General features: G+C 70.6%; 5 protein-coding genes and 1 pseudogene. 4 read left to right on the top strand and 2 right to left on the bottom strand.

Annotated elements, in window-relative coordinates; all coding sequences use genetic code 11:
• Positions 1-28: 28 nt before the first annotated feature.
• A complete protein-coding gene (locus tag AB0C20_RS21550) occupies positions 29-5,392 on the top strand; it encodes a LamG-like jellyroll fold domain-containing protein (RefSeq protein WP_357568599.1) in 5,364 nt (1,787 codons plus the stop codon).
• A gap of 143 nt (positions 5,393-5,535) precedes the next feature.
• Here AB0C20_RS21550 and AB0C20_RS21545 read toward each other — a convergent pair whose 3' ends face one another.
• The gene (locus tag AB0C20_RS21545; protein ID WP_357177657.1) at positions 5,536-8,391 is read right to left on the bottom strand and encodes a BTAD domain-containing putative transcriptional regulator; all 2,856 of its coding nucleotides are present in this window, start codon (positions 8,389-8,391) and stop codon (positions 5,536-5,538) included.
• A gap of 187 nt (positions 8,392-8,578) precedes the next feature.
• Here AB0C20_RS21545 and AB0C20_RS21540 point away from each other — a divergent pair, with 187 nt between their 5' ends.
• On the top strand, positions 8,579-9,433 hold the full coding sequence (locus AB0C20_RS21540) for a hypothetical protein (RefSeq protein ID WP_357177654.1): 855 nt from the start codon (positions 8,579-8,581) through the stop codon (positions 9,431-9,433).
• 368 nt (positions 9,434-9,801) lie between these two features.
• A complete protein-coding gene (locus AB0C20_RS21535; protein ID WP_357177651.1) occupies positions 9,802-12,987 on the top strand; it encodes a penicillin acylase family protein in 3,186 nt (1,061 codons plus the stop codon).
• 62 nt (positions 12,988-13,049) lie between these two features.
• On the opposite strand, the gene AB0C20_RS21530 is transcribed toward AB0C20_RS21535, so the two are convergent.
• The gene (locus tag AB0C20_RS21530) at positions 13,050-13,706 is read right to left on the bottom strand and encodes a TetR/AcrR family transcriptional regulator (RefSeq protein WP_357177648.1); all 657 of its coding nucleotides are present in this window, start codon (positions 13,704-13,706) and stop codon (positions 13,050-13,052) included.
• Positions 13,707-13,778: 72 nt separating this feature from the next.
• Between AB0C20_RS21530 and AB0C20_RS21525 the strand changes: the two are divergent.
• Positions 13,779-13,969: pseudogene (locus tag AB0C20_RS21525) on the top strand (hypothetical protein); the annotation flags it as partial.

Here is a 13,969-nt window from a genome sequence, read left to right as displayed (position 1 = left end):
GTCACTCCTTCCGTTGTTCAGAGGCGCCATGACGCTGGCGCTCCTGATGCCGCTGACACTGGTCGCGGCGGCGAAAATCCCTGGTGCCACGCCGGCCGCTCAAGCGAGCGGTCGCGGGCTCGAAGGCGCCTGGGCGAAGGCGGCCCAGGCCGGCGCGCCCGTCGAGGTTCCCGACCGCTTCACCGAGACGATGAAGGTGTGGGCCGATCCCGATGGCAAGCACCTGCGGGCTCAGCTGCACACCCGACCCATTCAACTCAAGAACCCGGGCACCGGCGTGTGGGAGCCCATCGACACCAACATCGTCGCTCGCGACGGTGTGCTGCGGACGGTACGCACGAAGGTTCCGCTGAGCCTCGGCGGGCGCGGCAGCAAGAGCCTGGTCTCGGCAGCCGGTAGCAACGGTACGGTCAACCTGAGCGTGAAGCAGGCGCTGCCGGAGCCGAAAATCTCCGGCAACACGGTCACCTACCCCGACGCGGTGTCCAGGGGAGTGGACCTCGTGGTGCGGGCCGAATCCGACGGGTTCGTCTCGCAGGTCGTCTTCCGGCACCGGCCGACCGGCCCGGTGACGGTGCGGATGCCGCTCACGCTGCCCAAGGGAACCACCTTCGGCAAGACGTCGCAGGGACTACCCCAACTGAAGGACGGCAAGGGCGCGGCGAAAGCCGCACCGGTCGTGCTGACCGCAACCGACGCCAAGCTCGGCAAGGCATCTCCGGTCGCGGCGCGCGTGGAGAAGTCGGAGCTGGTCTTCTCGCCGGACCCGAAGTTCCTCGCCGACCCGGCGGTGGCCTTCCCGGTGACGGTCGCCGCCGCCTCGGAGTGGTTCGGCGGCGGCGTGCCGCAGGATGCCTGGGTCAGCAAGAACGACCCCTACAACAACCATGCCGCCGAGGGATGGTTGCGCGCCGGTACCACCCAGACCAGCGCCGACATCGCCCGGGTGTACCTGAGGTTCAACACCGACGCCCCGGAGTTGGCGGGGGCATCGGTCGTCCAGGCAGACCTGATCATGTGGAACTACAAGTCCGGCGGCCCCAACGGAGCCCTCTGCGGTGACCCGCTGGGCGCTGGCATCGTCGCCGCGCGCCTCGGCTCCTCGTGGAGTTCCACCACTTTGGACTGGTACAACCAGCCCTCCACCACCGGCAGCGCCGAAGGCCTGAACCGGGCGGGCTACAACTACGACGCCGTCAACACCTGGTGCGCCAAGGACGAGGAGGTCTGGCACCGGGTCACCGGCATGGCCCGGGCCTGGATCGAGCAGGACGCACCCAACTACGGGCTGATGCTGCGGGCCGCCAGCGAGACCGCCGCGACCAACTGGCGCCAGTACTACGCCAGCGAGTTTGGTGGCGGCGACCCGTATCCGGGCTACCGTCACCCGCCCGCCCTCATGGTCGAGTACACGCCGCCACCCACGCGCACCGAGTGGGTGAAGTTCGAGTCGGACGCCGAGTTGACCGAGTTCCCCAGCTACGAAGAGGCCAAGGAGATGGCCGCCCAGCCGCTTGACGACGCCAGCTGGGGGCTGACCAACGAAGAGGCCGACGAATTCGAGAAGCTCGGCGTGGGCGTGCCCAGCGAGGTCGACTCCCGGCGACTTCGGCCGATACCGAGTGACGAGGAGATCGACCCGGCCGACATCGAACCCGACGAGGTGCCGTCCGGAGACCTCCCGGTCGACGAGACCAAGCCCACGGTCACCGGCGTGCAGCCGGTCGCCGGCAGCACCAACGTCCCGGTCGACACCACCGTCACCGTGACCTTCGGCGAGAAGGTCTGGAATCCGAAGATCATCATTAAGGACCCCAGCGGGACCGCGGCCCCGGGCACGACGACCTGGGACGCCACCGGACAGATCGCCACCTTCACTCCGGCGCAGCCGCTGAAGCCCAGCACCGCGTACAGCGCGGAGGCCCGTGAGGCGCACGACGAGGACGGCAACGAACAGGACCCGCACGGCTGGCAGTTCACCACCGAGAACGACACAAAGCCCCCGGCCGTCTCCGCGGTGACCCCGGCGGCCCAGGCGACCGACGTTCCGGTCGCCACGGCAGTCACAGCGACGTTCACCGAGCCGGTCGACGGTGCCCAGCTCGCGCTGAAGAACCCCGCTGGCACGTCGATCACTGGAACATCCGCCATGGACCCCGCAAAACGGGTACTCACCTTCACCCCGGCGGGGCCGCTGGCCGAAACCACCGCGTACACCGCCGAGGTGTCAGGGGCCACTGACGTCGCGGGCAACGCGATGTCCTCCTCGCACACATGGTCGTTCACCACCGGTGTGAAACCGCCGACCGGGCTCGTGGCCTCCTATGGCATGAACGAGGGGACCGGGACGAGCGTGGGTGACTCATCCGGCCAGAGCAACGCCGGCACGGCCACCAACACGACGTGGAGCACCAACGGCAGGTACGGCAAGGCGTTGTCGTTCAACGGCACCAGCAGCCTGGTCACCGTCGCCGACGCGCCCTCGTTGCGGCTCACCGGCGGGCTGACCCTGTCGGCGTGGGTGCGGCCCTCCTCAGTCGTGAGTTGGCGCAGCGTGGTCACCAAGAACCTCGCCACCGGGGAGGGCGCCTCCTACGTGCTGTACGGCTCGAACGGCGAAGCGCCGTCGGGCTGGCTGCAGCGCGGCGGCCAGCCGTACCAGGTGAGCGGTGGCACGCCGCTGGCCGTCAACGCCTGGAGCCACTTGACGGTCACCTATGACAGCGCCGACGCCCGGCTGTACGTCAACGGAACCCAGGCTGCCCGGACACCGCTCACGGGGCCGCTTGACGTCGACGGAGGGAAGGTGACAATCGGTGGCAACACGGTCTGGGGCGAGTACTTCAGCGGCCTGATCGACGAGGTGCGCGTCTACAACCGCGCCCTCGACGCGACCCAGATCCAGGCCGACATGGCCACTCCGGTCGGCGCCACCGGCCCCACCCCCACACCGACTCCGACCGCGACGCCAACGCCCACCCCGAGCCCGTCGCCCACCGGCCCGTCGAACCCGGTGCCCGGACTGGTGGCGGCCTACAACATGAACCAGGGCTCCGGCACTACGGTCTCCGACTCTTCTGGGCAGGCCAACAGCGGAGCGGCCCACGACACGACCTGGGCCACCAACGGCAGGTACGGCAAGGCGTTGTCGTTCAACGGCACCAGCAGCCTGGTCACCGTCACGCACGCGCCATCGTTGCGACTGACCACCGCGCTGACCCTGTCCGCCTGGGTCAGACCGGACGAGCAGTCCGACTGGCACACGGTGGTTATGAAGAACCTTGCATCCGGAATCAACGCCTCGTACGGCCTGTACGCCTCCGACAGGGACGGGCCCGCGGGGTGGCTCACCACCACCGGCGAGCCGGTCACTCCCCAGGGGCCCACCGCACTGCCGGACGGCACGTGGAGCAATGTGGCACTTACCTACGACGGCAGCAGGGCCACCCTCTACGTCAACGGCACAAAGGCCGGCGAGGTCGCCGTCACCGGCACCATCGACGACGACGGGGGCACGCTCACCATCGGCGGCAACGAGATCTGGGGCGAGTACTTCAGCGGCCTGATCGACGAGGTGCGCGTCTACAACCGCGCGCTCACCGCGGCGCAGATCCAGAGCGACATGAACACGCCGATCGGCGCCGCCCCGGCGGCGCAGCGCGCCACGTCCGCCAGCAGCACCACGGACATCGCGAAGCTCGCGATCTCCGGGGCTGAGGGGACCACTCCGGCGTTCACCACCTGGGTGTCGCGTCCACCGAACCAGCCGGCAAAGGTGCAGGTCGAGGTGGCCGCGCTGCCGGAGAAGTCCCCGACGGGTAAGTCGGCGGTCGACGCGAAACCGATCTGGTCGGGCACCGTGACCAGCACGGGCGGCGCGGCACGCCACACGCTGCGGATGCCATCCGGCAAGCTCACCAAGGGCCAGTGGGTGCGGTGGCACGCACGCACGACGGCGCCCGACGGAACCGGCGCGTGGTCGAAGTGGCAGACGTTCCAGGTCGGCGAAGCCCACTCGGCCGGGAAGCTCCCCCCGCAAGGCGCGTTCGCGGCGGCCGACGAGAACACGGGGGCGCCGTTCAACTACGAGCGGATCGACCGCGCGGGCTGCAACGCCGCGCGTCTGAGCTCGCCCCGACCCAACCACGCGTTCGGCTGGACCGTCCTGCGCCCCTATTCGGCCTGCCACAGCAAGATCCTGGGCTGGGCCGACTTCGAGGTGAATCAGTACACCGGCCTGCCGACGAGCCGATGCCCGAAGTCCAAGGGCGTGATGATGACCGTCAACGTGATCGTGTTCACCAACCTGGGCACCACGAACGGCAAACCGGTTGTCGGCGCCCCAGCGGATTCGACCCTCACAGCCAGGGACATCAGCCTCTGGACCAGCATCACCAACATCAAGACCGAGGCCGCCAACTGCACGCCCACGAACGCGTTCGACGGCGACACGCTTCGGCTCCGGATCGACGCGCGAGGGTCCGACAACTCCGAATGCACGATGACCGAGGGATCCAACCGGGACGCGACGATCGGCGCCTTCAAGCGGGACGGTGAGGACGCGTTCGTCTTCCAGTCGCAACCAAGGGCCTGGGGGAACTGCACTCTGCGGCCCAAGCTGTTCAACGCCGACAGCTTCCTGTTCATCGATCCCACGCCCTTCCGACTGTGGCAGTATCTCTCCACCCAGAACGGACCCCCGACCAGGCGGGGCGATCTCCCCTTCGTCGCCCGCTGCGACAGCGAACGCATCAGGTATCGCACGTTGATCGGGGGAGAGCTGAAGTGGACCGGCAACACCGGAGGGTGCAGGTTCCTCGGTGCCGATCGGGTCTACACCATGTACTCCCAGGACCCCGACCGGTGGGAGGTGGCGCAGCACATCCAGTTCGCCTTCCAGAACCCGCAGGGCACGGAGCCGAAGGTAAGTCTGACGGGTGTGCCCATCGCCAAGAGCTTCCCCGGCAACTACGACGCCTGCGGGGCAACGCCGTGCGCGAAGGTACCCCTCACCAAGCGGGCGAACAGCGCGCGTGTACCCCAGCCCGACGGGGCGCTCTACACCTCGAAGAACAAGTATTTTCGCGACAAGTACCGCGTGAACCTTCCCGGATACGGTCCGGGTAAGCAGTGCGACGAGTATCCGTTCGCATCCACCAACCAGGCGCTCGGTATCGAGGGGCAGATGGTCAACAATGTCTGGACTCCGAGCCTCAACGCGTCACTACGCATGGTGACCACCGCCCAGAACGCGGCTGCCGGGCGTGACCTCGGGGCCTTCTACGCCCGATATCGCGTGTTCAGTAGCGGGCAGCTCGAAGGAGGACTGCAGAACAGGCCATCCAACGCCTTTTTCGTTCGGATCAAGCCGGGCCTTCCACCGGCCTCGTAGCGACTGGTTCTCGTAGCGACTGGTTGAGGAGGGGGAGCCCATCTGGGCCCCCCTCCGCCCGGCTTCCGGTGATTCTCACCCCTCCGTGGGTTGCCTCGGCAGCCACCACAAGAGGAGTGAGCCCGCATGCCGTACCACGTCACCTATGGTCCGTAGCCGCCCGCTGACGCCGCAGGGACGGCCGGGGCGGCCAGCTTGACCCTGGGGCGGTCGGCGTCCGGATGACGCAGCTCGTCGAAGATGGTCAGCGCCTCTCGCCACGCCCGGCGCGCGGCGTCGAGGTCACCGGCGGCCTGCAGGCTGTCGCCCAGGTTGTCCAGCACCTCCGCCTCGTCGTAGCGGTCGCCGAGCTCCCGGTGCAGCACCAGCGCCCGCCGGTAGCAGTCCGCGGCCCGGTCGTGGTCGCCGAGGCCGTGCCGGACGTAGCCGAGACTGTCCCAGGTCAGTGCCGCGCCGTGCCGATCGCCGGTCTCCTCGTGCAGCCGCAGGGCCTCCTGGCAGCAGCGCAGCGCCGGCCCTGGCTCGCCGAGCCTGGCGTGCATCCAGCCCAGGTTGTTGAGCGCCTTGGCCTGCCCGACCCGGTAGCCGGCGGCCCGGTACAGGTCGAGGGCCAGCCGGGTCTCGTCGAGCGCCGCCCGTAGCTGGCCCTGCCGTGTGAGCACCCAGCTCACCCCGAGGTGCGTGTGCGCCCGTCCGGTGTCGTCGCCCAACTCGCGGTACAGCTCCAGGTCGCGCCGGTAGTGCCGGTGTGCTGCCTCGTGTTCGCCCGACCAGGTGCAGGCGATGGCGAGGCCACGGTGCGCCAGGGCCTGACCGGCCAGGTCACCCCGGCGCAGCGCCGCCGCCAGGGCGGTCCGCTGCGCGGCGGCCAGCTCGGGCCAGTGTCCGCTGCGATCGAGGTACGTGGTGAGGGCCGCCGCCAGTGTCCACGCGTGCCGGTCCAGGCCGGTGCCCGCCGCCTGCTCCACACAGGCCAGCAGGACGTGGCGCTCGGCGGCGAACCACGCCGTCGCCCATGCGTGCTCCGGCCGGTCGCCCACCGTCACCCCCGGCTCGGCCGGCGGGAGCGTGGCAGGTCGCGCCAACCGGTACGGGTCGAGCAGGTGGTCCGCCGCGTGCGAGGCGTACAGGTAGTGGTCGAAGAGGCGGCGTCGGGCGGCCTTCCGCTCGGACTCGGGGTCGGTGCCGTGACACAACTCCGAGGCGTACGCGCGAAGCAGGTCGTGCATCGTGTACCGGCCGGGGGTGCGCTCGGTGAGCAGGTTCGCCCGGGTGAGGTCGGCCAGCAGTGGTTCGACCCGAGCCGGCGGCAGGCCGGCGAGGCTGGCCACCGCCGTCCGTCCGGCGTCGGGGCCGGGGTGCAGCCCCAGTAGCCGGAACAACCGGGCCGGGTCGGCGTCCAACGCCCGGTACGACCAGGAGAAGACCGCCCGTACGTCGGTCGTGGGGTCGCCGGTGGCCAGTGCGGTGAGCCGAACCGGGTCGGTGTCCCGCAGTTCGGTGGCGAACGCCCCCAGCGGTACGTCGGGCTGCCCGACGGCGCGGGCCGCGACGACGGCCAAAGCCAACGGCAGGCCGGCGCAGCGGCGCACGATCTCGTCCAGCGCCGCCGCTTCGCGCCCGACACGCCCGCGACCGAGCCGACCGACCAGCAGCTCCCGGGCCTCGCCGGGCGGAAGCACGTCCAACGTCACAGGGTGGGCGCCGGCGTTGACCACCAGGCCGGTGAGCCGATTGCGGCTGGTCACCACGACCAGGCTGCCCGGGGATCCCGGCAGCAGGGGCCGCACCTGCTCCTCGTCGCGGGCGTTGTCGAGCAGCACCAGGACCCGACGGTCGGCGAGCAGTGTCCGGAACAGGGCGGCCTGCCCGGGCAGGTCGGCAGGCACCCGCTGGGGCGGCACGTGCAGCGCCTCCAGGAAGCCGCGCAGCGCCTCGCCCGGCGACACGGCCCGGCCGTCGAGGTCGAATCCGCGCAGGTTGACGTAGAGCTGCCCATCCGGGTACCGGTGCGCGACCCGGTAGGCCCAGTGCACCGCGAGGGTCGTCTTGCCGACCCCGGCGGTGCCGGCGATGGCGGAGATGACCACCGCCCGGCCCGGACCCTCCTCGCCGGAGTTACCGGCGGCCCCCGCCGGCCCGGCGGGCAGCAATGCGTCCAGTTGCCGCAGCGCCGTCGCGCGGCCGGTGAACCAGGCGGGGGCGCCGGGAAGCTGCGCTGGAGACGGGCCGTGGGGCTTGGCAGGTGTGGGCTCGGTCGGCGTCCGCCCCCTCAGCACCCGCAGGTGGGCCCCGCTCAGCTCGGGGCCGGGCTCCACGCCCAACTCGTCGACGAGGTGGCGGCGGGTCTCGGCGTAGAGCCGCAGTGCGGCGGCCCGCTGGCCGCAGCCGGCCAGGGCGAGCAGATACCCGGCCACCAGCGACTCCCGCAGCGGATGCTCGGCCGCCAGGGGGCGTAGGGCACGCGCGGTCGCGGCGAACCGGCCGAGGCCGAGTTCCACGGCGGCAAGCCGCTCGTATGCGAGCAGGCGTTGCTCATCAAGGCCGGTGGCCGCAGCGTCGACGAAGGCTCCGGTCGCGCCCGCCAGCGCCGGCCCCCGCCACAGCGCCAGGCCGTCGCGCAGCAGCCGCGCCGCCTCCGCCCGCCGGCCGGCAGCCTCCTCGGCGCGGGCCTGCTCGATCGCCGCGGTGAACTCGGCGAGGTCCAGCTCGGCCATGGGTACGGTGAGCCGGTAGCCGCTGCCCTGGGTCGTCAGCAGGTCGGCCGCTCCTACCTCGCGCAGGGCCGACCGGATTCGGGAGACACAGACCTGAACCTGGGTCCGGGCGCTGGCGGGTGGTTCCTCAGCCCAGAGCGCCGACACGATCTGCCCGAGGGGCACCAGCCGATCGGCGTTGAGGAGGAGCAGCGCGAGCACCGCGCGTTGCTGAGGGCGGTCGATGGGAAGGACCCGCCCCCCGGCGGTCACCTGGACGGGGCCGAGGAGGGTCCACCGCATGGCTTTCCTCGTCAGTCGTGATCGGACGTCCACAGTCTACGAACGCGGTGGTCGGCACGGCCGGCGCCAAGCGGTCGGATAGCGGACGACAAGCGGCCCCGCCCAGGCTCGTCTCAGTCATCGGACCTGTTGGTCCGGGCGGGAGGCAGGCCGGCACGGCGCCGGTCGAGGCGGACAGGAGAGCGACATGCGAGTAACCAAGGGGCGGGGCGTGCTGACGGCCGTCATGTCGACGGCAGCTGTGGTGGCCGGCATGGGTTGGGCGGCGCCGGCCTCGGCGGCGCCGGCGGGGTTGGAGACGGTCACCCATTCGGCCGCGGAGAGCAGCGCGGACAAGTCGGCGCTCGCGGCCTGCCCGGCCGGCAAGGTGGTCACCGGGGGCGGCGGGTTCCTCGTCGCCGGTTCGTCGGCCGCCGGACGGGTGGGGCTGGACCGGTTGGAGCCGCTGTCGAACGGCACCGGGTTCTTCGTGACGATGCGGGAGGCGGGCCCTGTCAACTTCACCGGCGACTGGGCATTGCAGGCCCTCGCCCAGTGCGCCACCACGCCGGCCGGGTACCAGGTGGTGGCCACGACCGGGGCGATCGGAACGGAGTTCGTCACGGCGAGCTGCGGGACGAAGAAGGTCATCGGCATGGGTGGGCGGATCAACAGCGGCCTGGGCGACGTCGTGCTCGACCAGGTGGTGCCGTCGTCGGACCTGACGTCGGTGACCGTCCGGGCGGTCGCTGTGCAGGGCACCTCGCCGGCCGGCTGGAGCGCCACCTCGATCGCGGTCTGCGCCAACGGGCCCGCCGGGCTGGAGCGGGTCGTGTCGACGGGGACGAGCGCGAGCAACTCGTCCGACAGCGGCCTCAAGGCGTGCCCGGCCGGCAAGGGCCTCTACAGCGCGGGCGCTGACATCAACGCCGGCAACGGTCAGGTGCTACTGACCGCAGTCAACATCACCGGGGGTGACACCGTGCGGTTGCGAGCGGACGAGGACGCCGACGGCTTCGCCGGCTCGTGGAGCCTCAACGGATACGGCATCTGCGGGAGCTGATCCGGCATCGCCCCTCTTGGTTCGTACAGGTCAGAAGGCTGCTTCCCGGGTTCGGGAAGCAGCCTTCTCACTGTCGTGCGGCAGCAGCCCTGCCTGTTCTGGGTCGGGGTGTGGTCAGCGGACGTCGCCCGTAACAGGGAGCGCTCGGGTGACGACAGGAGTCGATGGCGTAAAGATGCGAAACGTCGGCATTGGCGCGTGGTGAACGACGGGTATCCCGGGCGGGGGTCCTACGTCGATCATTGCCCGAGGATAGATATGAGTCACTCTCACCTCCTGGCGGAACGCCCGGGCGCGGAGGGCGAGACGTCGGCACCGGAAGCCGGGCGTGACCGAACGGCCCGACTCCGCGTCCCCGGAGGATCGCCATGCCCCGTCCCGCTCTCCGTAACCGGCTCGCGGCCTTCACCGCCGCCGTCCTGACCGCGAGCGTCCTGACGGTGACCCCGCCGTCACCGGCGCTGGCCGCCACGACGTTCGCCGCCAACGACTACTGCCTCGGCCAGTGCGCCGACATCCTGCCCCCTGGGCAGAACGGCAACGCCACGCTGGTCGCCATCCTGGCGCACCAGGCGCTCGGCACCCGCCCGGCGCACTCCAGCGACCAGCTCGACGAGTACGCGAACCTGGTCTACAACTACGCCGGGCTGACCGACGAGCAGATCGCCCACTTCTACAACGACGCCTCGTTCGGCGTCCCGGCCGCACAGGTGGAGAGCACCGTCTCGCCGCGCGCGGACGTCACCATCGTGCGGGACAAGGCCACCGGCGTCCCGCACGTCACCGGCACCACCCGCGCCGGCACCATGTTCGGCGCCGGCTACGCCGGAGCCCAGGACCGGCTCTGGGTGATGGACCTGCTGCGGCACGTCGGCCGCGGCAACGTCACCTCGTTCGCCGGCGGCGCCCCTGGCAACCGTGAGCTGGAGCAGAGCGTCTGGGCCAACTCGCCCTACACCGAGGCGGATCTCCAGGCCCAGGTGGACGCGCTGCGCACCAAGGGCGCCCGGGGCCAGCAGCTCTACACCGACGTGGTCGACTACATCGCAGGCATCAACGCCTACATCGACAAGTCGATCGCCGAGGACAACTACCCGGGTGAGTACGTGCTCGCCGGCGCCGGCAAGCCGAAGCACTTCACAATGACCGATTTGATCGCCACCGCCGGCGTGATCGGCGGACTCTTCGGCGGGGGCGGCGGCAGCGAGATCCAGTCCGCGCTGGTCCGGGTGGCCGCCCGCGCCAAGTACGGTGCCACCGAGGGCGACCGGGTGTGGGCGGCGTTCCGCTCGCAGAACGACCCGGAGACCGTCCTCACCCTGCACGACGGGCAGAGCTTCCCGTACGGGGCGACGCCGCCCGGCGCGACCAGCGCGGTGCTCCCCGACGCCGGCTCGGTGGTCGCCGAACCCCTCGCCTACGACGCCACCGGCGGGGCCGCCGCCCGCACCGGCGCCAGCACCGCCACCAAGGATTTGCTCGGCGGCCTGGCCAACCTGCGCGCGCACGGCATGTCCAACGCGGTGGTGGTCTCCGGACGGCACACCACCACCGGCAACCCGGTGGCCGTGTTCGGGCCGCAGACCGGCTACTTCGCGCCGCAGTTGCTGATGCTCCAGGAGTTGCAGGGCCCGGGCATCAGCGCTCGGGGCGCCGCGTTCGCCGGGCTCAACCTCTACGTGCTGCTCGGCCGGGGCCAGGACTACGCGTGGAGCGCGACCTCCGCCTCCCAGGACCTCACCGACACGTACGCGGTGCCGCTGTGCACCACCGACGGCAGCGCCCCGACGCTGCGCACCAACCGCTACCTCTACCACGGGCAGTGCCTCGCCATGGAGGCGCTGGAGCAGCGCAACTCCTGGTCGCCGACGCTGGCCGACTCCACCCCGGCGGGCTCGTACACCCTGCGTGCGCTGCGCACGAAGTACGGGCTGGTGGCCCACCGGGGGCTGGTGAACGGGCAGCCGACCGCGTTCACGAAACTGCGCTCGACCTACCGGCACGAGGCTGACTCGGCGATCGGCTTCCAGGCCTTCAACGACCCGTCGGCGATGGGCAGCGCGGCCGCGTTCCAGGCGTCCGCGGCCGACGTCGGGTACGCGTTCAACTGGTTCTACGTCAACTCGACCGAGGCGGCGTACTACAACTCCGGCGCGAACCCGGTCCGTCCGGCCACCGCCGACCCGAACCTGCCCACGAAGGCCGACCCGGCGTACGAGTGGGCCGGCTGGAACCCGGACACCAACGACGCCACCTACACGCCGGCGTCGGCGCATCCGCAGTCGGTCAACCAGGACTACTACGTCAGCTGGAACAACAAGCAGGCGCGGGACTTCGGGGCCGCCGACGGTAACTTCAGCTTCGGCTCCGTACACCGGGCCCAGCTGCTCGACGGCCCGGTGCGCGCGGCGATCGCCCAGCGCAAGCTCGGCCGCGCCGACGTCGTCACGATCATGGCGGACGCGGCGGTGACCGACCTGCGCGGCCAGCAGGTCCTCGGCGACCTGCTGCGGGTGCTGGACAGCACGCCGGTCACCGATCCGGCGCTGGCCGACGCGGTGGGCAAGCTGCGCGCCTGGCAGCAGGCCGGGGCCCGCCGGGTGGAGACGTCACCCGGCTCCAAGGTCTACCAGCACGCCGACGCGATCCGGATCTTCGACGCCTGGTGGCCGCTGCTGGCCTCGGCGCAGTTCCGCCCCGGCCTGGGGCCGGATCTCTACGCCGCGCTGGTCGACGCGATCGAGGTGAACGAGGCGCCGTCGGGCGGCCAGAACGGGGGACGCGACGGTGCCGCGAGCTGGGCGTTGCAGGGCCAGGCGCACAAGGGCTCGTCGTTCCAGCACGGGTGGTGGGGCTACGTCGACAAGGACCTGCGGACCGTGCTCGGCGACCCGGTGGCCGGTGGGCTGGGCCGCGCGTACTGCGGCAACGGCAACCTCGGCGCATGCCGGCAGGCACTGCTCGACGCGCTCGGCCAGGCCGCCGCCGTGCCGGCCACCACCGTCTACCCCGGCGACAAGTCCTGCGGGGCCGGCGACCAGTGGTGTGCCGACTCGATCGCCCACTCCGGGCTCGGCGGCATCACCCACCCGGTGATCGCCTGGCAGAACCGCCCCACCTACCAGCAGGTCGTCTCGTTCCCGGCGCGCCGGGGCGACGACGTCACCAACCTGGCGCAGGGCCGCCCGACCACCGCGTCGAGCACCCAGTTCCTGACCGGCCACACGCCGGACAAGGCTGTCGACGGCAGTCTCGGCAGCCGGTGGGCGAGCAGCTACAACGACAACCAGTGGCTCCGGGTCGACCTCGGCGCGGCCCGCAGCGTCAGCCGGGCGGTCCTTCGGTGGGAGTCGGCTCACGCCACCTCGTACCGGATCGAGGTCTCCGGCGACGGCACCTCCTGGACGCCGGTGTTCGCCACCACGACCGGCAACGGCGGCGTCGACAACGCCACCTTCGCCCCGGTCACCGCCCGCTACGTGCGGGTGTACGGGGTCAAGCGGGCCACCTCGTACGGGTTCTCGCTCTACGAATTCGAGCTGTACGGCAAGTGACAGTGCTCGGAGGGGCCGGCGGGAATCACTCGCCGGCCCCTCCGGTGCACAGCGGGGCCCGACTAACGGGTCGGCTCCCCGGACGGCTGCACCAGGAACGATCTGATGTGTTCCAGCGCCATGTCCAGAGCGACTTCCATGGGTGCGACGTCGTGCGCGGCGTTCGCCAGCAGGTAGCCGCCCTGCAGAGCGGCCATCAATCCCGTGGCCAGCTTCTCCGGGTCGGCGTCCTGGCGCAGAAGGCCGCTGTCGCGCATCCGGTGCAGACCATCACTGATCAGCTTTTCCCATGCCGCGAACGTCTCCGACAGGGACGATCGAGCCTGCTCATCCTGATCAGACAGCTCGAGAGTCATCGACCCGAGCCCGCACCCGTACTTGCCGTTGTTCAGCGAGTTGGCCTGGACCAGCGCGTTACGCCACCGGACCAGCCCTGCGAACGATCTCAGTCGTTCGAGCCCCGCGCGCTCGCGCTGAAGCACTAGCGCGCCTCGATACTTGACCAAGGCGCGCACGAGTTCCTGCTTGTCGGCGAAGTGGTGGTAGAGCTGAGACTTGCTCGTCTGGCTTGCCTCGCGGATGTCGTCAAGGGTCGTCGCGTTCACTCCGCGCACGAGCATCAGGCGGTTCGCTGCCTCGAGGATCCGCTCTCGCGTCGCGATGCCTCGTTGACTGATCCTCCGCCTGGTCGTCGGCGCAGCCACCTGCTCGTCGCTCATTTGTCAAGTCTATCCAGCGGGCCAGATGATCTAGAGGGAATGGGACCTCGGAGTCCACGTCCCAACGGCCAGGTGGACGGTGTACCCACTATTCCTGATCATCGTGACACGAGCTTTCCTGGACCATCTGGTCCTCAACGCAAGGATTGTCCGGGCGGACCGCCTCGGCCCGGACCGGTTGTTGCGCTCGCCGAGGAGTTGCTGCTCCTCGCCTACGACGACACGACCGGCAAGGCGACCATGCCACGGATCAGCCTCGACCT

The organism is Micromonospora sp. NPDC048843 (assembly GCF_040649965.1).
GTDB classification, from domain to species: domain Bacteria; phylum Actinomycetota; class Actinomycetes; order Mycobacteriales; family Micromonosporaceae; genus Micromonospora; species Micromonospora hortensis.
Note: the sequence above shows the minus strand (reverse complement) of the source record. Positions and strands in the feature narration are given on the sequence as shown.

What these genes read in the sequence shown, in the direction of transcription:
- AB0C20_RS21550 (WP_357568599.1), top strand. Translation starts at nt 29, where the DNA reads ATGACGCTGGCGCTCCTGATGCCGCTGACACTGGTCGCGGCGGCGAAA.
- AB0C20_RS21545 (WP_357177657.1), bottom strand. Translation starts at nt 8,391, where the DNA reads ATGCGGTGGACCCTCCTCGGCCCCGTCCAGGTGACCGCCGGGGGGCGG.
- AB0C20_RS21540 (WP_357177654.1), top strand. Translation starts at nt 8,579, where the DNA reads ATGCGAGTAACCAAGGGGCGGGGCGTGCTGACGGCCGTCATGTCGACG.
- AB0C20_RS21535 (WP_357177651.1), top strand. Translation starts at nt 9,802, where the DNA reads ATGCCCCGTCCCGCTCTCCGTAACCGGCTCGCGGCCTTCACCGCCGCC.
- AB0C20_RS21530 (WP_357177648.1), bottom strand. Translation starts at nt 13,706, where the DNA reads ATGAGCGACGAGCAGGTGGCTGCGCCGACGACCAGGCGGAGGATCAGT.